General features: G+C 65.3%; 16 protein-coding genes. 8 read left to right on the top strand and 8 right to left on the bottom strand.

The window, feature by feature from the left end:
- Window positions 1-54 precede the first annotated feature (54 nt).
- The 6 genes from ACN0X9_RS00080 to ACN0X9_RS00055 all read left to right on the top strand — a co-directional run bounded on the left by ACN0X9_RS00080 (window position 55) and on the right by ACN0X9_RS00055 (window position 5,363).
- Entirely contained in the window at window positions 55-339 is a 285-nt protein-coding gene (locus tag ACN0X9_RS00080; protein ID WP_417485598.1) for a BrnT family toxin, read from the top strand.
- On the top strand, window positions 311-595 hold the full coding sequence (locus ACN0X9_RS00075) for a BrnA antitoxin family protein (protein ID WP_291765863.1): 285 nt from the start codon (window positions 311-313) through the stop codon (window positions 593-595). Before ACN0X9_RS00080 ends, ACN0X9_RS00075 begins: the two co-directional genes overlap by 29 nt.
- Window positions 596-1,162: 567 nt before the next feature.
- On the top strand, window positions 1,163-1,960 hold the full coding sequence (gene trpA, locus ACN0X9_RS00070) for a tryptophan synthase subunit alpha (protein WP_417485597.1): 798 nt from the start codon (window positions 1,163-1,165) through the stop codon (window positions 1,958-1,960).
- A 45-nt stretch (window positions 1,961-2,005) separates the two neighbouring features.
- Complete coding sequence (accD, locus tag ACN0X9_RS00065) at window positions 2,006-2,941, top strand: acetyl-CoA carboxylase, carboxyltransferase subunit beta (RefSeq protein ID WP_417485596.1); 936 nt, start codon at window positions 2,006-2,008, stop codon at window positions 2,939-2,941.
- Complete coding sequence (locus ACN0X9_RS00060; RefSeq protein ID WP_417485595.1) at window positions 2,913-4,259, top strand: bifunctional folylpolyglutamate synthase/dihydrofolate synthase; 1,347 nt, start codon at window positions 2,913-2,915, stop codon at window positions 4,257-4,259. The genes accD and ACN0X9_RS00060 overlap by 29 nt, the downstream gene beginning before the upstream one ends.
- 87 nt (window positions 4,260-4,346) lie before the next feature.
- Window positions 4,347-5,363, top strand: coding sequence for a S41 family peptidase (locus ACN0X9_RS00055; RefSeq protein ID WP_417485594.1), 1,017 nt, complete (start codon window positions 4,347-4,349; stop codon window positions 5,361-5,363).
- A gap of 78 nt (window positions 5,364-5,441) precedes the next feature.
- On the opposite strand, the gene trxA is transcribed toward ACN0X9_RS00055, so the two are convergent.
- The 6 genes from trxA to tsaE form a co-directional block, all read right to left on the bottom strand.
- A complete protein-coding gene (trxA, locus tag ACN0X9_RS00050) occupies window positions 5,442-5,762 on the bottom strand; it encodes a thioredoxin TrxA (protein WP_011642030.1) in 321 nt (106 codons plus the stop codon).
- Window positions 5,763-5,842: 80 nt separating this feature from the next.
- On the bottom strand, window positions 5,843-9,394 hold the full coding sequence (gene addA, locus ACN0X9_RS00045; RefSeq protein ID WP_417485593.1) for a double-strand break repair helicase AddA: 3,552 nt from the start codon (window positions 9,392-9,394) through the stop codon (window positions 5,843-5,845).
- Entirely contained in the window at window positions 9,391-12,441 is a 3,051-nt protein-coding gene (addB, locus tag ACN0X9_RS00040; RefSeq protein WP_417485592.1) for a double-strand break repair protein AddB, read from the bottom strand. Before addB ends, addA begins: the two co-directional genes overlap by 4 nt.
- On the bottom strand, window positions 12,438-13,151 hold the full coding sequence (locus ACN0X9_RS00035; RefSeq protein ID WP_417485591.1) for a nucleotidyltransferase family protein: 714 nt from the start codon (window positions 13,149-13,151) through the stop codon (window positions 12,438-12,440). The genes addB and ACN0X9_RS00035 overlap by 4 nt, the downstream gene beginning before the upstream one ends.
- Window positions 13,148-14,245: an aminoglycoside phosphotransferase family protein gene (locus tag ACN0X9_RS00030; protein ID WP_417485590.1), complete on the bottom strand. Its 1,098-nt coding sequence runs from the start codon at window positions 14,243-14,245 to the stop codon at window positions 13,148-13,150. Before ACN0X9_RS00030 ends, ACN0X9_RS00035 begins: the two co-directional genes overlap by 4 nt.
- A complete protein-coding gene (tsaE, locus tag ACN0X9_RS00025) occupies window positions 14,235-14,711 on the bottom strand; it encodes a tRNA (adenosine(37)-N6)-threonylcarbamoyltransferase complex ATPase subunit type 1 TsaE (protein ID WP_417485589.1) in 477 nt (158 codons plus the stop codon). Before tsaE ends, ACN0X9_RS00030 begins: the two co-directional genes overlap by 11 nt.
- Before the next feature lie 103 nt (window positions 14,712-14,814).
- On the opposite strand from tsaE, the gene ACN0X9_RS00020 reads away from it, so the two are divergent.
- Entirely contained in the window at window positions 14,815-15,135 is a 321-nt protein-coding gene (locus tag ACN0X9_RS00020) for a 2Fe-2S iron-sulfur cluster-binding protein (protein WP_417485588.1), read from the top strand.
- 33 nt (window positions 15,136-15,168) lie between these two features.
- Here the strand turns inward: ACN0X9_RS00020 and ACN0X9_RS00015 are convergent, their stop codons facing one another.
- Window positions 15,169-17,658, bottom strand: a complete 2,490-nt coding sequence (locus ACN0X9_RS00015; protein WP_417485587.1) for an ATP-binding protein — start codon at window positions 17,656-17,658, stop codon at window positions 15,169-15,171.
- A 277-nt stretch (window positions 17,659-17,935) separates the two neighbouring features.
- Entirely contained in the window at window positions 17,936-18,382 is a 447-nt protein-coding gene (locus ACN0X9_RS00010) for an energy transducer TonB (protein WP_417485586.1), read from the bottom strand.
- Between the two features lie 206 nt (window positions 18,383-18,588).
- Between ACN0X9_RS00010 and ACN0X9_RS00005 the strand changes: the two genes are divergently transcribed.
- Window positions 18,589-20,285, top strand: a 1,697-nt coding sequence (locus ACN0X9_RS00005; protein ID WP_417485585.1) for a hypothetical protein, incomplete at its 3' end; no start/stop codon positions are given.

Below are 20,285 nucleotides of genomic sequence, written 5' to 3'. Positions count from 1 at the left end.
CGTTTCTCCCTGCAGCGCCCTTGATTGTAATGACAATTGTAGTTACAATTATCCATGTTCGAATGGGATTCAGCGAAGAACGCGGCGAATATCGCCAAGCACAAGCTGAGCTTCGAGGAAGCCATCCAGGCTTTTGACGGACCGGTCTTCACAATCGTCGATGACCGAATGGACTATGGCGAACGTCGCGAAGTATCGATTGGCCTCATCAAAAGCCGCGCTATCGTCGCCATTGTCCATACCGACCGGCAGGGCCGCACGCGCCTCATTTCGGCAAGGCGGGCCAACAAGAAAGAAAGGGCGCTCTATCATGGCCACTATCCGCAAGAAGCTCAGTGACATCCACGTCTCCGAAGCACGGATCGCCGAGATTGAGAACATGCCGGACGAGGATATCGACTATTCCGACATCCCCGAACTCGACGAGGCCTGGTTCGCCAAAGCCGAACTTCGCATGCCAGCTGCAAAGAAACAGATCACCTTGCGCCTTGACGACGACATCATTGCCTTCTTCAAGGAGAGCGGAAAAGGCTATCAGACGCGCATGAATGCCGTACTGAGGGCCTTTGTGGATGCGAAGAAGAAGCGGGCGTGAGTGAGATCGTGAAGAATTTTGAAGGCACCAGATCAGCGGTGCAGAGCGGCCGCGGTGTCAAGGATGTGCCTCAAGTAGCGCTGATGCTGGAGGTGGAGTTGTGATCGGGGCGATTGCCGCATTGATCGCGCTAGCGGGCGTTAGCGACAACACTCATATCAATGTTGCCACGTCAGAAATCCCCATTCCTGACGGAGCTAGAGTTCAACTGGAGTGTGTCTTCTGGAACTCGGATCGGGCAATCGATTGGATGGCTGATTTTTTTCCGGTGCAGCCAAGACAATATGGCGGTGCTCTGTGCGTTGAGTATCCCGCAACAATCACAAACCATGGTGTAGACGCATCTGCGGCGCTGATTTCGCAAGGATGGGCACTCGCGGCCATGACCGACGCACATGAAAATCGCGCGTTCACGGTTTTCGAGCGGCCCGCCGAGCAAACAAGTTCGTGCGATCGTATTGTGATGGGGGGGTTCCGACGACATCCGTTCGAGCCAGGACAAGCTATGGCGCCCCACACAACGGTGCTTTCTTTCTCAACCGCACAATCGGTGGAGTGTTTCCTCCAATGACCAACCGCCTCACCACCCGTTTCGCGGAGCTGTCCGCTTATAATCGTGCCGGATTTGTCGCCTACATGATGGCCGGCGATGGTGACAGTCAGGGCTTGCTGAATGCGCTGCCCGCGGCTGGCGCCGATGTGATCGAGCTGGGCATGCCCTTTACCGATCCGGCGGCCGATGGCCCGGCCATCCAGGCCTCGGCGCTGCGGGCGCTGGAGGCGGGGATGACGCTGAAGGGCACGCTGGCCCAGGCCGCTGAATTCCGCAAACACGATCACGACACGCCACTTGTTCTGATGGGCTATGCCAACCCGGTCTTCTCGATGGGCTGGGAGAAATTCGCCAAGGCTGCGGCCAAGGCCGGTGTTGACGGTCTGATCTGTGTCGATGTCCCGCCGGAGGAGGACGACGAGCTGCGGACCGCGCTGACCAAGCAGGGCATTGCGCTTATCCGCCTCGCCACCCCGACCACCGATGATGCGCGTCTGGCGACCGTGGTCGCCAATACGGCGGGCTTCGTCTATTACGTTTCCACGACAGGGGTGACCGGGGCCGGAACCGGCGTGGTCACCGAGGTTGGCGCCGCTGTCGACCGGGTCAAGGCCGCCTCCGGCCTGCCGGTCGCGGTGGGATTTGGCGTTCGCGAGCCACAGCAGGCCGAAGCGATCGCCAAGCGGGCCGACGCTGTCGTGGTCGGATCGGCCATTGTCGACGCCATGCACCAAGGCGGCGTCGCGGCGGCGACCGGCCTGGTGAAGACATTGTCGTCGGCGGTGCATGCCGCCCGGCGCGCAGGTAAATAGGCCTTCGGGCCGAAACGCGTTGAAAACGAGTACGAGGCAAGACGCATGACCGAGAAGTCGAACGGAATGAGCTGGCTGTCGAAGATCACCCCGCCGGGCATGTCGAAGATCTTTTCCAAGCGCGACACGCCGGACAATCTGTGGGTCAAATGCCCCGTTTCCGAAGAGATGGTCTTCCACAAGGACCTGGAAGCCGGCCTGTTCGTGACCCCCGCCGGTCATCACATGCGTATCGCTCCGGCCTATCGCTTCCAGTTCACCTTCGACGGCGAATATACCGAAGTCGAGACCCCGGAAGTGGTCAAGGACCCGCTCAAATTCCGCGACGACAAGCCCTATACGACCAAGCTGGCCGCGGCCCGCAAGAAGACCGGACGCGACGACTCGATGGCCATTGCCACGGGTACGATCGGCGGGCTCGATGCCGTTGTCCTGGTCCAGAATTTCGCCTTCATGGGCGGCTCACTCGGCATGGCCGCCGGTGAAAGCTTCATCAAGGCCGCCGAGACCGCCCTGGCCCGCAAGGCCCCGCTGATCGTCTTCACCGCTGCCGGCGGTGCCCGCATGCAGGAAGGCGCCCTGTCGCTGATGCAGATGCCGCGCACGACGCTGGCCGTCGAGATGCTGCGCGAAGCCGGCCTGCCCTATATCGTCGTCCTCACCGACCCCACGACCGGCGGCGTCACCGCGTCCTATGCCATGCTGGGCGATGTCCACATCGCCGAGCCGGGCGCCCTGATCGGCTTTGCCGGCCCGCGCGTGATCGAGCAGACGATCCGCGAAAAACTGCCGGAAGGCTTCCAGCGCGCCGAGTATCTGCTGGAAAAGGGCATGGTCGACAAAGTCGTGCATCGCGCCGACATTCCCGCTACACTGGCACGCATGTTGAGGGTCCTGATGAAAAAGCCCGGCACCTCCATGCCCGCCGCTCTGACACCCCCGGCACCCGATCATGTGGTGGCCGACGGGGGGAGCCATTAGCACGCGCCGACAAGCCCTCGACGACGCGCTGGCGCGCCTCGCGCGCCTGCATCCCCAGAAAATTGACCTCTCCCTGGGCCGCCTGCAGCGGCTCCTGGCCACGCTCGGCTCGCCGCAGGATCAGCTGCCGCCGACCATCCATGTCGCCGGCACCAATGGCAAAGGCTCGACCTGTGCCTATCTCGCAGAAATGGCGCGCGCCAAGGGCGAGCGGGTCCACATCTATACCTCGCCGCACCTGGTCAATTTCAACGAGCGCATCCTGCTCGATTCCAAGCCGGTCGATGACCGCACGCTGATCGAGGCTTTCGCCCGCTGCGAAGCCGCCAATTTCGGCGAGCCGATCACCTTCTTCGAAATCACCACGGCTGCGGCCTTTCTGCTCTTCTCCGAACACCCCGCCGACCGGCTGATCCTGGAAGTCGGCATGGGCGGACGGCTGGACGCCACCAATGTCATCGCCAAACCGGCCCTGACCGTGATCACACCGGTCAGCCTCGACCATCAGGAATTCCTCGGCGATAGGCTGGCCGACATTGCCCGCACCAAGGCCGGCATCTGCAAGTTCGGCGTCCCCGCCGTGATCGCCAACCAGTGCGACGTGGCCGAAACCGCCATTCTCGACGAAGCGACCAAGATCGGCGCCCCGACCTATGTCTGGGGCCGCGACTATAATGCCTACATGCAGCACGGGCGGCTGGTATTCGAGAATGACCACCAGGTCTGGGACCTGCCGGCACCGGGCCTTCTGGGCCCGCACCAGATCCTCAATGCCGGCGCAGCGGCGGCCTGCGCAGCGATGCTGCAATGGCCGGAAGAGGCAGTGGCCAAAGGCATTGGCGATGCCCGCTGGCCTGGACGCCTGCAACGGGTCTCGTCTGGTCCGATCGGCGATATTGCCCGCAAGGCCGATGCCGAGCTGTGGCTGGACAGCGGTCATAATGAAGCCGCCGCCAAGGCCCTCTCCCACGCCCTCGCCGACATGGATGAACGCGAGGACCGACCGCTGGTCATCATCGCCGGGTTCACGCCGGGCAAGGATGTCGAAGCCTGGTGCAGCCAGTTCGCCGGTCTGGCCCGCCGCCTGATCGCGGTCGAGTTCAAGTCCGGCCGGGGCGGCTCGCAGGACGCGGAGCATGTGGCTGCGGCGTCCGCGCGCGTCGGCCTCGAGGCCAGCGTGGCGGCCGGCCTGATACCGGCGATGAAGAATGCCGCCAAGGAACGCCCCTCACCGCGCATCCTGATCAGCGGCTCGCTCTACCTGGTCGGCGAGGCGCTGGCCCTGGGTGACGAGCCGCCGCATATCACGCCGGGGTGATTGCCCAGACCGGGCCACGCATCCAATTCCACCCCGACCGGCATCCTCTTTCCGACGGGCTCGATTGCCCCAAGGAGACTGGACCTCATGACACTTTCACCCATGCTCGCGGGCCTGCTGGCCCTGATACAGGCATCAAGCCCCGCAGCGGCGGTGCCAGACACAACCGACATGCTCCCGGTCGCACAGGCGATCACGACCCTGATGCGTGACCACCACTATGACCCCGGGGAACTCGATGCCCCGGCCTATCGGGCCATTGAGGCAGCCATGCTTGACCTCGGAGCCCAGGCATCCGGCCGTGATGACTTCCTGAGCGGGTTTCGGGCGATCTGGACCGACGCCCCCTTCTCGCATGTCGTTCTGTCGGAAGCCCGGGGCACGGCGGCCGAGATGGCGGCCCATGTCGACACGCTCCGCATTGGCGGCGGCGGCGCCACGCTGGACTGGCGAGGCGAGACCGCCATTCTTACCGTCACAACCATGATGGGTCAGGATACGATCGAGGAGATCAATGCGGCCTATGCCGAGATCGCGGCACTGGGTGCCGAAGCGTTGGTGATCGATCTGCGCGAGAATGGTGGCGGCGCTTTCGCGGTTCTTCCGCTTGTCCGCCACGTCCTGGCCGAGCCGCTCGAGGCCGGCATCTTCGTTTCGCAACCGTGGAATGCCGCTCATGATCGCGCGCCCACGGCCGCCGATATCGCCGAGACGCCGTCCTGGGAGGGTTGGTCGCTGCGCTCCTTCTGGCAGGCCGTCCAGGCCAATGCCTTGACCCCGATACGGTTCGAGCCGGTCACCGAGAACCGTTTTGACGGCCCGGTCTATGTCCTGGTCAGCGAGACCACCGCCAGCGCGGCCGAGATGGCGGCCGACGCGTTGAAAGCCTCCGGTCGCGCCACGCTGATCGGTGAAGTTACCGCTGGTGAAATGCTGTCGCAGACCGTGTTCGACCTGCCCGAAGGCCTGCAGCTCTGGCTGCCGATCGCGGACTATTTTTCCGTCGCGCACGGTCGCATCGAAGGCGCAGGCGTTACGCCCGATATCAGGTCCGAAGCCGATCTGGCCGACGATGTGGCTTTCGGCTTGATCGACGAAGGCTGAGCTCGCCGGTTACCGCAAACAAAAACGGGCCCTCCAGATGGAGGGCCCGTTTGCTTGTGTCAGGTGGGGAAGAAGCGCTTACAGCGTTTCCTGGACCCACTCGGAGATCTTGCCCTTGGCCATGGCACCGATCTTGGTCGAGACGACCTGACCGTCCTTGAAGATCATCAGCGTGGGGATGCCACGCACGCCGTACTTGCCCGGCGTCATCGGATGATCGTCGATATTGACCTTGGCGACCGTCAGCGAACCTGACATTTCCTCGGCAATCTCCTCGAGCGCCGGGGAGATCTGCTTACACGGACCACACCATTCCGCCCAGAAGTCCACAAGGACCGGGCCGCTGGCATTGATCACATCACTCTCGAAGGATTCATCGCTGACCGCTTTGGTCGCCATGGGACACTCCTTTGTTGGGACGAATCCGCGGGGGCGGACTCCGTTGATGGCGCGTGAGGTAAGGAGGGCCGGCCCTCCCGTCAAGCCGCGCCCGTGTCGAAGATGATATCGAGAACCGCGTCGGGAAGCTCCATCAGTCGCGCCGCATCGGTCCACAGCAGGGCGCAACGCACGGATTTACCGGGGTGAACGGCGCGCAGGAGAGCCCGATAGGTGGCCATTTGACCGAGGTAAACTTTCGCCACTGCAGCAACATCAGCCGGTGGCGGGCGGTTGGTCTTGTAGTCGATTATCAGCACTTCATCGCCGGTCACGACCAGCCGGTCGACCTGACCGCGGATGATCGTATTGGCCGGCAGGCCCGGCGCCTGACCGACCAAGGCCACTTCGGCCCGACTGCCGGGTCCGAACAGCGGCGCGAAATCGGGATGGTCCAGAATGCCAAGGGTTTCGGTCAGGATCTGCGCCCGGTCCGGCTCGGCGATATCGGTTTGCGCGGACAGAAAACGCTGCCCGGCGGCTTCGCGGCGTTCAGGTGGCAGGTCGGGCAGGGTCTGCAACAGTTTGTGGATCACATCGCCGCGCCGGAACCGATGCCCGCCCGGGTCTGCCAGCGGCGACAGGACAGCCGGCTCGCTGTCGGCGTCGGCCAGCAGGCTGGACGGTGCAGCGCCCAATATCTGTCCGCCTTCGGAGGGCGCCATGGTCCGGGCCCAGATCGGGGTGTCGGTTGCCTCCGCACCCGCCCGGCTGGCCGCACCCAGCGCCACCGGCGCCGGACCGAAGCGCAGACCAAGCTCTGCCTCCTCGACGAGGCGTGACACCGGCGTTTCAAAGGCTGCCCAATCCTCACCCTGCCAAGCTTCTGCCAGTTGCGTGTACCAGCTGTCGTCGGAGATCCGGCCCGGATGGCCTTGCCCCTGGCGCCAGCCACACACGATCAACCGGTCGCGCGCTCGGGTCAGCGCGACATAGAGCAGGCGACCATGTTCGGCCAATTGCCGATTCTCGGCTTCCTGGCGCAGCGCCGCGACCGCGTCAGTGTCGTCATCCTTGCGCTGCGACCATAACAGACCGCAATCCTCATGCGCGAAGATTGGCGTGGTCTTGCCGGTCAGCGGACTGCGCGTGGTGTCCGGCAGGATGATGACCGGGCGTTCCAACCCCTTGGACGCATGCACGGTCATCACCTGAACCTCGTCGCGGTCCTGGCTCATCTCGCGCTTGATCTGGACGTCTTCGCCCTCGATGCGGGCGATGAAGCTGGCGAGGGCACCGCCCTCTTCACGCTCGTGCTGCAGCGCCCGCGCCAGGAATTCCTGCAGCGGATCGCGCGCCTCCTCGCCCAGACGGGCAAACATGCGCGCCCAGCGCGTCTCGCCGGTGGGTGTCCGGGCATTGAGAAAACCGGTGAAGAAATCATACAGGCGCGACTTGTCGGCCTGGTCGCGCAGCGCCGACAGGGCGGTGCGGGCATCGGCGAAGCGCGGATCCTCGCTGGTGAAGAGCGCATTCCACAACGTGCCGCGGCGTTTCAGGTCGGTGCGTGAGCGAGCGAGATCATAGAGCGCCTGCTCGTCTATCCCCGCCTCTGTCGGGTCGACCGGGTCGAACAGTGGCGACCGCAGCACCTCGGCCAGCGCCAGATCATCACCGGAGGTCATGGCAAAGCGCCCCAGCGCCAGCATGTCCTTCACCGCGGTCTGGTCGCGCAGCACCATCCGGTCCGCCCCGGCGACCGGAACGCCGGCCAGCTTGAGCTGGCGGATCACCTCTTCAAAGAAGCCACCCGTCCGGCGCCAGACCAGGATGGCGATATCCGAGGGTCGGACAGGGCGCTGGCTGAACTGCCCACCCTTTTCCTCCCAGACCGCGTCACCACGGGCGATCATGTCGGCGATCTCACCGGCCACCGTCTGGGCCAGCACATCGCGCGAACTGCCGCGGGCCCGCAGATCGACCGGGTCGAAGATCGAGCTCTCCTCGGCCTTCTCCGGCTTGGGAATGGCCGGCCAGATCTCGACACAGCCCGGCGTGTGCGACCGCGCGGCCCGATGGCCCTGATAGCGGGCAAAGGGCAGATCGGTCGCGCCGGCGACAAACTTCATCTCCGGCGCCGGACGCTTTGCTTCGAAGGCCTTGTCGACCGCAGCGAGAATCTCCGGCGCCGAGCGGAAGGAAACATCCAGTCCCGGGCGTTCAAACGGCAATTCCACCGCAGCTGCGGAGGCCGCAAGCCGGTCGCCCTCTTCGATGAAGCGAGCCGGTTCGGCACCCTGAAATGAATAGATCGACTGTTTCTCGTCGCCGACCACGAACAGGGTCCGGCCCGTCTCCTGCGCGCCGGCGCCAGCGAAAAACTCGGCCGTCAGCCCGCGGATCATGTCCCACTGGCGCGGCGCGGTATCCTGGGCTTCGTCGATCAGGGCATGGGCGAGCTGACCGTCGAGCTTGTAGCCAACCCAGCCGGAAAACGGGTTCTCCGGCGCCAGCAACAGACCGGCCAGCCGGATCAGATCGTCAAAGTCCAGCGCGCGAGCCTGTTCCAGGGCGTCGGAATAGGCGCGCGTGAAATCGTCAACGATGCGCAGCGCCACAGCGCTGGCCCGGGCGATATCGGCCCGTTTGATCATGTCCCTCAGCGCATCCAGCCGATCAGCCTCGGCTTCCAGCAGGGACATGATATGGGGAAAGCGGTCGGAGATGGTCTTGGTGGCCAGCTTGGCCGCCCGCGTCCCGGTGCCGTTCTTGATGAAAAACGCGGCCAGATAGGTATCGAAGGCCAGGACCGGATCACCGGCGGTCAGCGCCAGACGGATGGTCTCGCCGCGCGTGACATCGGTTTTCGCCCCTTCATGGATCAGAGCGTGCGAAGCGGCCTCCACCTCGGTGCGCGGCATGGCGGCCATGGCATCCTGTTTGAGCGCCGCGGCATGGCTGCCCTCAGGCAGCTCCAGCACCGCCCACAACTGCGCAATCAGCCCGTCGCATCCACCGGCCCGCTCACAGGTCTCGGCGAAGTCGTGACGGTTGGACCGGGCCCAGCGCAGGATGGTGTTGATCGCATCGGGGCCGCCGGTCTCGATCAGCGTATTCACGGCCTCCGGTGCCAGACCGGACAGGACAGCCCGGCGCGCCGCCTCCATGGCCTTGCCGGCCGATATGTCATCGAGCGTATCAAAGCCGGGCGGGGCACCGGCCTCGAGCGGGAAGCGACGCAGCAAACCTTCGCAGAAGGCGTGAATAGTCTGGATCTTGAGGCCGCCCGGCGTTTCCAGTGCCTGGGCGAACAGTTTGCGAGCCTGGTCGGCGTCACCCGGTTTCAGATCACGGCCCAACAAATCCTTGAGCTCGACGGACAGGACCTCGTCGGGCGTCACCGACCAGTCGCCCAGACGCTTGAACAGGCGCTCCTTCATCTCGGCGGCGGCGGCCTTGGTATAGGTTACGCACAGGATCGTTTCCGGCTTGTGACCGGCCAGCAGCAGGTTGATCACCCGGTCGACCAGCACCCGCGTCTTGCCGGAACCGGCATTGGCCTCGACGAAGACACTGGCCTCGGGGCGAGCGGCACGCTGCTGGTCAGCGCTGGCCGATTTGAGGATATCCGGATCGAAACGGGCCTCGCTCATGCCTCGCCCTCCGATGAACCCTCGGCGGCCGAACCCCATTCGCCGCGCCGGGCGAGGTGGTCGAAATCACCGTAATCATTGACATACTGGGCCCGGATCTGGCTCTCATAGGGCATCGTTTCATCATCGAAACGAGCAATCCAGCCGGTCAGGTCGGCCAGCGCGCCCTCGACATAGCTGGTCACATCCGGATTGCGGCCGCCATCAATGCGGACCTCCTTGCCGCCCCCGGCATTGCCCGGCAGCGAGATGTAGTAGAGCCCCGCCGCCTCGCCCGTCTCCAGCGCCTCGAACGCGCCCGCCGCGGCCATCGCCGCCGTCAGCGGCAATTGCGGATCGAAGCCGGCCTTGATCGACTTGGCGCTGGCCGAGCCGCCGGTCTTGTAATCGATGATGTCGAGGCGCCCGTCCGGATGGCGGTCAAACCGGTCGGACCGGCCGGTCAGCGTCCATGGCCCGGCAGGCCCCTCAAAGGGCATGGAGCCAAAGATCTCGACCTTGTCGAGATGGATACCACGGGCGCGACGCTCGGCCTCCCAGCCAATCAACCAGGACGCCGCCCGCTCAAAACGGGCCCGCTCCAAGACCATCTCCTCCGGTCCGAACCCGGCCTCGGTCAGCTTGACCTCGGCATGCGCGACCAGCTGGTTCACGGCGTCATCGGGGATGCCGGCGGTCCAGGTCGGAACCACCGTCTCCAGGGCGTCGTGCAGCGCCGAACCACGCTCGCGCGCGTCCGGCGGCATGTCGGCCGGGTCGAGGCGGCGCAGCCCCAGCACATGGCGGGCATAAATCGAATAGGGATCGCGGACCCAGGTGCGGATCTCGGTGATCGACATCTGCCGCGGCCGGACGGAAACCGGCGGGGCCGGCTGTGGGCGCGGCGCGGCGCGTGGGGGCGCGCCGGGATCGTCAAGACGGCGCGACAGGGCCGCATAGTCCGTCTCGGGCGCGAATGCGGTATCGGCTGCCTTGCCCAGCGCACCACGGGCCAGGGTCTTCAGCCGCCACAGCCAGCGCGAGGCGACCGTCGGCGAGCCTTCCGACTTGCCCGACCGGGTCATGATCACATCCGGGGCCGCGGCCAGTTGCGCGAAATCATGGGCGGCGAGGCCATAGCGGCGCTCAGGCGCGCCGAGACCCACTGTTCGCCGCATGCCCGGCGACAGCCACGGGTCGGCACCGGGACCAGGCGGCCAGACGCCTTCATTGAGGCCGGCCAGGATGACCCGGTCGGCGGTTATCAGGCGAGCCTCGAGCGGGCCAAGCACCTGCAGGCGCGGATGCACGCCCAGGCGCGGCGCGACCCGGCGCGACCGGCACATTTCACCGAATGCCGCCGCATACTCGGTCAGACTCATCTCGGGCAGGGCTTCGCTTTCCTCCAGCAGGGAGCGCAAAAGGCCCGCAGCCGCCTCGCCGCCTTCACCTGCCCAGACTGCTTGCGCACCGGACCCGCTGTCATCGGAGGCCAGGGCCTCGGCGGCTTCGGCATGGGCGCGCGCCCAATCGCGGGCCGGGCGTCTTCCGGTTGTCACCAGTCCGGTCAAAGCGGTGTCGAGCTGATCAAGAATGGCGTTGATCGTCGCCCGATCCTCGTCGAACAGCTTGACGTATTTGCCATCGAGCCGGGCCCGAACAGCAGTCAGATCGCGACCGGGACGGGCGCCGCGCAGCGCTTCCGCCTCGAACTTCGCCAGCACCGTATGGGTCAGGCCGCGCCGATGGCCGGCCCGGAACAGGGGCGAGCCCCACAGCGCGGTCAGGGCGACAACGCTGCCGCAATCGCGTGCCACATCCAACAAGCGGGTCAAAAAGGCGCCCGCCATTGTTTCGGCCAGCGCCGCGCCACCGGAATCATCCAGCCGGACGCCAAAACGCGTCATCTCGGCGGAGACACGGCGGGCCAGCATGCGATCCGGTGTGACCAGAATGGCTGTCCGGTCCGGCGTTTCGAGCACCTCGCGGAGCATAAGAGCACAGGCGCGGGCCTCGCTGATCTCGTCTGCTGTCTCGACCAGGGTGAGCCCGGTCATGCCGTCATTGAAGAAGCTGTCGCCGAACCGCTCCTCCAGCTCACCAATCCGTTTCAGCCATTCATCGGTCGTGTCGGCCGGACGCAAGGCTTCGGCGATCAGTCGGCGGCGACGTTCTGCCAGGTTATCTTCCGCCGCTCCCGGCCAGGACGGCAGGGTTGCGCGATCCACACCGAGCTCTTCGACCAGTGTCTTCATCGCCCATTGCGGGTGATCGTCCTCGATCGAGTTCCAGGCCGATGCGTCGGCGTCCCAATCGAAGCCCGGCAGCACCACTGCGCCTTGCGGAAGGTTGGCGACGACCTGCATCAGCTTGCGGGCCGCCGGGATCGAGCCCGTGGACCCGACCACCAGGACCGGATGGTCCGGCGGCTGCCGGGTCCAGCGATCAACCAGCTCATGGAGAACCAGCGATCGCCGCGCGGCTGTATCGGTCAGGCCCAGCTCGGCCAGACGCTCCGGCCAGACACGCTGGACAATATCGATGAACTCGACGGCTTCACGGCGGTCGGCCGGCAGATAGGTCGTGACCGCGTCCTGCAGATCCGACAGATCGCGGACATCCTCGGTGGCGAGGTCATCGAGCAGGGCGGCCAGCGAGTCCGACAGGGCCAGCGCGCCGCCAACACCCAAGGGACGACCGAGCGCACTCTCCTTGGCGAGGATCAGTCGCGCCAGCTCATAGCGCCGCCGCTCGATGGAGATTGCCGGCGCCGCCAGCCCGGCCAGCTCACCCGGCTCGAAGGGCGGGTCGTCGACATCGACATCACCAATCGGTCGGATCAGGGGCAGCAGGGCGACACCATTGCCGGCCAGCTCGGCGAACACATCTCCCAGCGCCTTGGCGGCGCGGCGGGTCGGGGTCAGAATCAAAAGACGGGTCAGCGAGTCCGGATCACCGGCCGCGTCGAACTCGTCACGCAGCGTCGTCGCCAGGACGCGCAGAAAGTCCGCCTGTGGCGGAATGGTGTAGAGGCATGGGCCCGACGTATCGAAAAGACGTCCGCTCACCGCGCCAGCCGCGCCTCCGCCTCGGCCAGGGCGCGCGGATCACCCACATGCATCCAGAAGGCCGGCAGGGGAACACCGTGCAAACGACCCTTGGCCGCGATCTCGCGCCAGACTTCCATCATCGAGAAACGACTGACTGTCCGCCCGGCCAGAACCGCCGGATTGAGAATCTGGACACCGGCATAGGCATAGGGCGCCGTTTTCGCCTCACCGCGGAAACGGACCCGACCGTCATCATCAAGAAACGCGTCACCCGCACCATCAAAGCCCAGGGTGGCGTCCATCGGAGCGAGCAGGAGGAGGGCGTCCATGGACGCGCCATCCCAGGCCGCCCGCAGGCTGTCGAGCGAGGCAGCGCCTGTCTCTTCCCAGATGGCGTCGATATTGGCGATGAAAAACGGATCGTCTCCCAGCTCGGGCAGCGCCTTGACCACACCGCCGCCTGTCTCAAGCACTTCGCCACGCTCATCCGAGACGGTGATGGCCGGCCCATCCGGACGCGCTGACACATGCGCCTCCATCTGATCGGCGAAATGGTGGATATTGACCACGCAACGCTCGACACCGCCCGCAGCATAGCGATCCAGGGTCCAGTCGAGCAGGCATTTTCCGCCCACCTCGACCAGTGCCTTGGGGCGTGTCTCGGTGATCGGACGCATGCGCGTGCCCAGACCGGCGGCGAGCGCCATGGCGGTGCGGATCTCGATCATTTGTGGGCTTCCGCGAAAACCTGCGGCGCGTGCGACTTCATCCACATGTGAAGCGGCATCAGCGCCGGATGCTGGAGGTCGGCGACGAAGTGGCGAGCGACGCGTGGCAGCAGGTCCAGATAGCGCGCCTTGCCATCGCGCACCGCCAGACGGACGAAGATGCCCAGGATCTTGGCATTGCGCTGGGCGCCCAGCACCGCATAGGCGGAGTCGAAACCGGCAGCATCGTCTATGCCGGCCTTGGCGACAAAGCGGGCCTTCAGTGGCACGGCAAGCTTGCGCTCGACATTGCGGCGGGCATCCTCGATCAGCGAAACAAGGTCGTAGGCCGGGTGACCGATCAGCGCGTCCTGGAAGTCGAGCAGACCGATTTCGCCCTCACCTTCGCGCTCAGGCAGGTAGATCAGGTTCTCGGCATGGAAGTCGCGCAGGACCAGGCCGGGCGCACAATGATCAAGACGTTCGAAGGCGCGGGACCAGATCTCGCGCCAGTCGGAGCGCGCCGCGTCGCTCAGGGTTGCGCCGGCATGCTTGTCCAGGAACCAGTCCAGGAAGAGTTCAGCTTCCGCCATCAGCGCGGTGGCGTCATAGGCCAGCAACGGCCAGCTTTCGCCATCCCGTTCGACTGCGTCAGGAAAGCTGGAGCGATAGATCGCGGCCAGCACATCCACCGCCTTGGCGTAGAGCGTGCCCTCATGCAGCTCTCCGGGCAGAAGTCGGGCGATCAGGTCATCGCCAAGATCCTCCAGCAGCAAAAACCCGGACTGCGTGTCGCTGGCCAGCACGGTCGGGGCGGAAAAGCCGCGCTCGCACAGGGCATCGGCCAGGCCTGCGAAGGCCGTGAGGTTCGACCCGGCCAGACGGGCGACGGCGTTATAGCCCAGGGCCGCGCGTTCCTGTGGGTTCGCATCCGGCGGGCAGACCGGCGTTTCAGCGGCCGCCGGCGCGTCCATCAGCATGGCCCGCTGACCGCCCTTCTCGAGGCGGATATAGCGACGGGTCGACGCATCACCGGGTAGGGGGTGATGGGTTGCATCGCCCCAGCCGGCTGCATCCAGAAATGCCGTCATTCCGGCTTTGCGGTCAGATGTCATCAAGGCGCGTCTCCCACTCGCCAAACCCTGTTAAGCCCGCCCGCCTTGGTGTGTCCATCGCGCCGCCGGGGCTTTCCCCGGTCATTTCGAGCTGCACCTCCAGCCTGTCATCCGGGATCAGACCGAACAAGCGGTCGGGCCACTCGATCAGCATGGTCGCCTCGCCGAAGGCGTCGTCGAGGCCCAGCTCGTCCAGCTCGTCCGGCGTCTCGATCCGGTAGAGGTCGGCATGCCAGAGTTCGTCATGGCCCCAATCATAGGTCTGGATGAGCGTGTAAGTGGGACTGGGTGCGTCATCGACGCCGCACAAGGCCGCGATGACCGTACGGGCGAAGGTGGTCTTGCCGGCGCCGAGATCACCGGTCAGAAGAACCGTGTCACCGGGACGCAGCGCGTTCGCCAGACGCAGGGCCAGTGCCTTGGTTGCCGCCAGATCGGGCAAGGAAACAGTGTTGAAATTCCCCATGTATTGCGCTTAACGAAGCCCGCTCCGGACGGCAAGCGGTGAGGCTGAATCTTGACTTGGCCGTGAACGCTGTTCATTTGCTGGGCGAAGAACGGAGACTGGCATGCCGAAGATTACCTATATCGAGCACAACGGAACCGAGCACGTCATCGACGTCGACACCGGGCTGACCGTGATGGAAGGCGCCGTGCGCAACCTGGTTCCGGGGATCGACGCCGATTGCGGCGGCGCCTGTGCCTGCGCGACCTGTCACGTCTATGTCGACCCGGCTTGGGCCGACAAGACCGGCACCCGCGAGGCGATGGAAGATTCGATGCTCGATTTTGCCGAAGAGGTCCAGGAGACCTCTCGCCTGTCCTGCCAGATCAAGGTCAGCGAAGCACTGGACGGCCTGATCGTGCGGATGCCGCAAAACCAGGGCTGAGCCCAACCGGCAGACTGTTACGCCGAACGGATCCTATTCGACGCGGGCCCGGTCTCCGGCAAGACGCGTCGCCGGGCGACTGGCCAGGTCCAGCTCGGGCGGGATCGCCGTGCCACGCGGTTCGGGCGGCAGATGGCAGGAGACCAGCGTGCCACGCTCGGGCTCGGACTGAAGCTCGACCCAGCCACCGTGCAGCTCGGCAATCTCCTTGACCAGTGACAGGCCCAGGCCGGCGCCACCGCGCTCGCCGCGGGCAAAGCGGTCAAACACGCTGGCCTGCTTTTCCGGGGCGATGCCTTCGCCGTCATCCTTCACCCACAAGGTGATGTCCTCGCCATTTCGACGCGCGCCGATGGTCACGGCACCGCCGGTCGCAACATGGCGGATGGCGTTGGAGAGCAGGTTCATCGAGACCTGCTTGAGGCGATTGCGATCGGCCCGCAGCAGGCCGAGCCCGTCCTCGATGTTGACATCGAGCTTGATGGCATGGTGGTCGGCTCTCGCCGCGACCAGCTCCGCCGCTTCGCGGGCGACATCGCCCAGATCGACATCCCCCAGCTCAAGCTCCAGCTGACCGGCATCGATCGCCGCGACATCGAGAATGTCGTCGATCAGCTTGGCCAAGTGTGCCGCCGCCGACTGGATCGCCGACATCGGCTCCTTCTGGCGATCGGACAATTCACCGGCAAAGCCCTGGGCCAGCATGTCGGCATAGCCGCCAATCGTCGTCAGCGGTGTGCGCAGCTGGTAGCTCACATGCTCGACAAACTCGGTCTTGATGCGCTCGGAGGTTTCCAGCGCCTCCGCCCGCTCGCGCAAGGCTTCCTCGATACGGCGACTGTCGGTGACATCGTCCCAGCAGATCAGGGTGGCGCCATCAGGCAAAGGTCGGGTGAGATAGGTCAGGACGCGACCGTCCGAACGGCGCATCTCGCCGGTCACCTGTTTGCGCGCCTGCGGGCTGGGATCGGTGACGCGGGCCTTGATGTCGGTCCAGACCCGGTCGTCGGTGAACAGCGCCGCGCAGGTTTCCGAGACAGCATCAAAATCGGGTTGCCCGTCCAGTTCCTCGGCCTCGAAACCCCACAGGTCTTCAAAGGCGGAGTTGTTGAGCTGGAGACGGCCATTGGCGCCGAACACGGCGACCGCTTCGTGCAGCTTGTCGAGGGTCGCCCGCTGGACATTGATCAATGTGTTGTAGCGCGCCCGCAGGGCCAGCTCATCGGTCTTGTCCTCGAAGATCAGCATCAGACCGCCCAACGGGTGACGCTGGCGGGCGACCCGCAGGGTACGCCCGTCCGGCAGCGGCCACAGCTCGTCCGGCGTCTCCTCGCTGGGAGGGGCGTCATAGCGGGCGAGCTCGTCGGTCTTCCAGGCACCGAAATCGGCCTGCTCGGGCAGCAGCCGCTTCTCACGCATGCGGTCGAGGAATTGGCCATGGCCGGGACGCTCATTCAGCCAGGCATCATCCAGCTTGAACAGGTTCGAGAACGCCTTGTTGTGGAAATTCAAACGCTTGGAACGGTCGAACACAACCACGGCTTCGGCCATGTGGTTGAGGGTATCATCATGGGCGCGGCGGAAGCGGGCCAGCGCTGCCTTGGCCTCCTCACCGTCCGTCACGTCAAGGGCGAAGCCGGCTGCGCCGCCAGAGACGGGAAAAACCAGGAATTTGAGACCACGGCGTGAGCCATCGACGACGACAATGCGCATTTCGTCCATGGCTTCGCCGGCCGCTGTCGCGCGGGACGCAAGCTCGGTCATGGCGGCATCGAGCAGGATCTGGTTTTCGATGACCCTGTCCACCGCCTCGCCTTCGACCGCATCGACATAGGCCTGGTTGGCCCACTCGATGCGACCGGTCGCATTCATGCGCCAGGCTGGAACCGGCGCCCGACCGAGCATGTCGAGGAAGGCGAGCGGGTCCTTCGACACCAGCCTGCGAGCCTCCTCGATGCGGCCGCGAGCGCCCGATTCTTCAAGCCCGCGTATGGTCGCATCCGAGAGCCAGACCACGAGCTGGGTGCCGGCGGCCCGGCCGTCGACCTCGAGGAAACGACCGCTGGGACCGAGAATCGTCAAGGAGAAGGGCTGGCCCTTTTCGCTGAGGTCACCGAAACGCCGGCGCAGAGTGGTTTCTTCGCCGCCTGCCGAGCGCGCCTCGTAATCGGCCAGGCCTTCCATCAGGATGCCGGCCGGGTTGGGGCCATCATTGGCCTCTGCAAACCGCAGCAAGGATGCCAGGGCAACCGAGGACCCGAATATCCGGGGCGCGCCCCAACCCGTGTCGGCTGCATCGGTTGGCGGTTGATCCCAGACCAGTACCAGGCCCGGATGAGCCCCGAAAACACTGTCTGCCCGCGCAATGCGGTCTTCCAGCTCGGCCATCTTGCGTCGCCACAAGGCCTGGGCACCGCGAGCGCCGGCTGTCTGCTTGAAAGCCCAGATACCAACCGCCACGGCGAAAGCCACGGCGCCAATGGTGACAGCAAGTGTCACGAACTGAAATGTCTGTCCGGTCATCAATGTCGCCCTGGGTGCGGACCCGCCCCCATTGCCTGCGGCCCTCACGAATCACCATGATACCGGCCTGTCGAGTCGCGGGCGATGCCCGCGCCGCTAAAATTCCTAATATGTTATATACCGCAGGCAGCCTCAGCGGGGAAAAAACCGGTTCGACGCCGATACAGACGCCGGCCAGCCTTGCCGGGTTGATAGATCACCGGTTGCTGCAGGCCCGCCCGATTGGCGGCCCCGCGCCGCATGGAGCTGCATGAAGCTGTGGAAAGCGGTCGGGCGATCAGCGGATATGGACTTCGCCAGCGCGGAACTCGAACATCACCACACAGTTTTCCAGTATTTCAACGCCGTCCAGCGGCACAAACCGCCAATCCGAAACGGCCCGTTCGGTCGCCCGGTTGAACGGCCCGTCCGGCACGGCCCTGTAAACCCGTGCCCGGTGGACGCTGCCATCCGCATACACATGAAAGCGGACAACCACCCAGCCCTGACGGCCGAACTGCCAGGCCCGGGCCGGATAGTCGGGCAGGTCTGCAGAAATTGCGGCGAGCGTCGAACCGCGACAGTCTTCAGGCCCCATCATACGCTCGACATTCGGCGGCACCGGCAGCTCGTCACGCGGAATGAAAGGCCCCCGCGTCGGCCGGGCCAGGCCGGGTAGCTCGACAGACGGAATGCCGCCACAGGCGGTCAGGACAAGACAGAGACAGGCAGCAAGCGTTCGCATGGCCGCAAGCTAGCGGCTCGCCCCGGGCCGAGAAAGGCCGCATTCAGCGGACCGGGAAAACCGCCGATGTTGAACAATTCGTAAAGAATGAGTGAACCCCGTTCATTTTCCGGCATCAAACTTGTAGGGTTCTGATCGAATGGGTGAGGGGCCTGCCGATTTGGGACAATCGGCCAGGCATTATGTTGTTAGAGGTGCGTCAAGCCATGTCTTTGTTGCCAACCGCGCATGCCGGACAGTCTTTCGGGGCCCGCCGGATCGATTTCTACACCGTCTCCGGTGAAGTTTCCGCATCAGACGACGCCACCGGGCGTGTCACCGATACCGACAGCATGACCCATGATGTCCGCCTGCTGGACCGATCGAACGCCCTGGCGCCCGGTGACACAGCCAGCGTGCTGCGTGTCCAGGCTGGCCCCAATCGCCGGTCCCGACCGGCCGCAATCATCAATCACAGCCGCGGCACCTGGATGCGTGCCGCGCCGGAGGCCACCACCCTGCTGGCCCGCTCCGGCGTGACCCGCGGGTTTAACTGGTGGCTGTCGGTTTGGGTGCTGGCGCTGGTCGCCATTGCATCGGTCTGGCCCGCAATCCATGGCTTCCTGACCGAGGTCAATGCCAGCCTCATGGCGCCGGTTCCCGCCTTTGATGTCTTTGCGGAAATCAATGCCTTCCTGCCGGCGCTCGCCGGATGGCGGATTGAATCCGCGCTGCCGGCCGGCCTGCTCGACAGCCTGGCCTCGCTCGGCTTCATCCCGATGGAGCAACTGACCGAGTGGAGCCTCGGCCTGGGCGCCGGTCTGGTCACCCTTCTGGCCTTTTTCGGGCGCTCCTGGCGCCTCGTCTACATTCCGGCGCTCGGCGCTCTGGCCCTTGGTGTCGGCACCATTCTCGGATCGGCCCTGCCGACATTGGCAGTGGTCGGCGGCAGCCTCGCCTTCTTCATGCTCGGCGGCCTGGTAAACCGTATCCGCGATGGTGGCCGCTTCAATGCCCGCGTCGCCCGCCTGGCCGAACACGCCCTGCGCAACCCGCCCCAGGAAGGGGTCCGCTCCGGCGACACGGCACAATCAGCCGCGACCGGGATCGCCGCCTCCGCTGCGATCGCCACGGCCACCGCCGCCGCTCAAGGCGACAACCAACCCGAAGACCCGACTGAAACGGCGGACATTGCGGCGGACTCAGGAACTGATGCCGCGGACGAGGTGGTCAGCGAGACCCGCAATGCCCCGAGCGACGTCCAAGCGTCCGGGGAAGCGGAGGCGCCGGACCCGTCCGACCTTCTGCCCGCCGCCTCAAGCGATGAAGCCGCAACAGAGGCAGACACCAGCATCGCCCCGCCTGAGCCTTCCGGGGATGCCGCCGCCGCGGTCGAAATGGACGTGGCCGACCCGGATACGGACTCGACTGCAGACCCTGTAGCGGCTGAGGATGAGTCGTCCATTGCCGAAGTCAATGCCGAGGAACCCGTCGCTGACGCCGACGCCCCTGAAGCCCCGGCGCTGGCTGAAGACACCCAGGCCGGACTTGCGGACGTGCCTGCCGAAGATGCCTCGACCACCGAAACGCCCGTTCCGGCAGCAGCCGCGAACGACGATGCCGATCCGGTGACCGCAGATACGGTTGCGGAATCCGGTCCGGACAACACCGAAAATGACAGCGTGGCTGAGGTCGCTGCCGACGATACGGTAGCGGCAAATGCCACCATCGACGCCCCGGAAGTTCCTGTGTCGGAAGCCGCCATTGATGACGCCGCCGAAGAAACCGCGCCGGCGACCGACGCCACCGACACACCGGAACCGGAGGCTTCACCGGAGACCGCACCGGTCGCGGACAATGACGACGCCGCACTCGATGAGGACCTTCCCAGCCTTGATGACGTCGCTGCGGCTGCGGCACTCTC

Source organism: Maricaulis sp. (assembly GCF_048268525.1).
Lineage (GTDB): Bacteria > Pseudomonadota > Alphaproteobacteria > Caulobacterales > Maricaulaceae > Maricaulis.
This window is presented reverse-complemented; position numbering and strand designations above follow the sequence as displayed.

What these genes read in the sequence shown, in the direction of transcription:
- ACN0X9_RS00080 (WP_417485598.1), top strand. Translation starts at nt 55, where the DNA reads ATGTTCGAATGGGATTCAGCGAAGAACGCGGCGAATATCGCCAAGCAC.
- ACN0X9_RS00075 (WP_291765863.1), top strand. Translation starts at nt 311, where the DNA reads ATGGCCACTATCCGCAAGAAGCTCAGTGACATCCACGTCTCCGAAGCA.
- trpA (WP_417485597.1), top strand. Translation starts at nt 1,163, where the DNA reads ATGACCAACCGCCTCACCACCCGTTTCGCGGAGCTGTCCGCTTATAAT.
- accD (WP_417485596.1), top strand. Translation starts at nt 2,006, where the DNA reads ATGACCGAGAAGTCGAACGGAATGAGCTGGCTGTCGAAGATCACCCCG.
- ACN0X9_RS00060 (WP_417485595.1), top strand. Translation starts at nt 2,913, where the DNA reads ATGTGGTGGCCGACGGGGGGAGCCATTAGCACGCGCCGACAAGCCCTC.
- ACN0X9_RS00055 (WP_417485594.1), top strand. Translation starts at nt 4,347, where the DNA reads ATGACACTTTCACCCATGCTCGCGGGCCTGCTGGCCCTGATACAGGCA.
- trxA (WP_011642030.1), bottom strand. Translation starts at nt 5,762, where the DNA reads ATGGCGACCAAAGCGGTCAGCGATGAATCCTTCGAGAGTGATGTGATC.
- addA (WP_417485593.1), bottom strand. Translation starts at nt 9,394, where the DNA reads ATGAGCGAGGCCCGTTTCGATCCGGATATCCTCAAATCGGCCAGCGCT.
- ACN0X9_RS00035 (WP_417485591.1), bottom strand. Translation starts at nt 13,151, where the DNA reads ATGATCGAGATCCGCACCGCCATGGCGCTCGCCGCCGGTCTGGGCACG.
- ACN0X9_RS00030 (WP_417485590.1), bottom strand. Translation starts at nt 14,245, where the DNA reads ATGACATCTGACCGCAAAGCCGGAATGACGGCATTTCTGGATGCAGCC.
- tsaE (WP_417485589.1), bottom strand. Translation starts at nt 14,711, where the DNA reads ATGGGGAATTTCAACACTGTTTCCTTGCCCGATCTGGCGGCAACCAAG.
- ACN0X9_RS00020 (WP_417485588.1), top strand. Translation starts at nt 14,815, where the DNA reads ATGCCGAAGATTACCTATATCGAGCACAACGGAACCGAGCACGTCATC.
- ACN0X9_RS00015 (WP_417485587.1), bottom strand. Translation starts at nt 17,658, where the DNA reads ATGACCGGACAGACATTTCAGTTCGTGACACTTGCTGTCACCATTGGC.
- ACN0X9_RS00010 (WP_417485586.1), bottom strand. Translation starts at nt 18,382, where the DNA reads ATGCGAACGCTTGCTGCCTGTCTCTGTCTTGTCCTGACCGCCTGTGGC.